This window comes from Verminephrobacter aporrectodeae subsp. tuberculatae At4 (assembly GCF_000193225.1).
GTDB lineage: Bacteria > Pseudomonadota > Gammaproteobacteria > Burkholderiales > Burkholderiaceae_C > Acidovorax > Acidovorax aporrectodeae.
In genome coordinates this window covers 1-539 of record NZ_AFAL01000247.1, presented here as the reverse complement: position 1 = coordinate 539, position 539 = coordinate 1, and the positions used below count along the sequence as shown (strand labels likewise).

1 protein-coding gene is annotated in these 539 nt (G+C 74.0%); it reads right to left on the bottom strand.

The features are described 5' to 3' along the window. Positions 1 to 539: chorismate-binding protein (locus tag VTU_RS0106195; protein WP_010102160.1), on the bottom strand; the 539-nt coding region annotated here is incomplete at both ends.

Genomic DNA, 539 nt, shown 5'->3' with positions numbered 1-539 from the left:
TGGCGCCGCGCGGCGCCGTTCCCTTCATGGGGCGCGCGAGGATGGCGCCGCCGCCGGGCGCGTCCTGCCAGTCAAAGAACAGTTCGGGCGAGACCGACAGAATCTGCTGCGCTCCGGTGTCGATATGCGCCGCGTAGCCTCCGGGCTGGGCCCGCTGCAGTGCGGCAAACAGCGCGTCGGCTCCGCCCTGCAAGCGGCCCCTGAGCGGGGCGGTGTAGTTCACCTGGTACAGCTCGCCCGCAGCGATGGCCTGCTGGATGCGCGCCAGCGCGGCGTCAAAATCGGCCCGGTCGAGGCTGTCCTGCCACTCCAGCCATGCCGCGTGCGTGGGCCCTTGCCCGGTGTCTTCCTCCGGCCAGGGCAGGGGCCCGTCGTGCACGGCAAACCACGCCAGCGGGCCATCCGCCGCGTGCGTTTGCAGGGCGGCGTCGAACGCCGCCGCCGCCTCGTAGCGCACGTGGCCCAGGCACCAGTGGCCGCGCTGCGCGGCCGCGTGCACGGCGTCGAGCACGCCGCGCACCTGGGCGTGCGCATGCGCC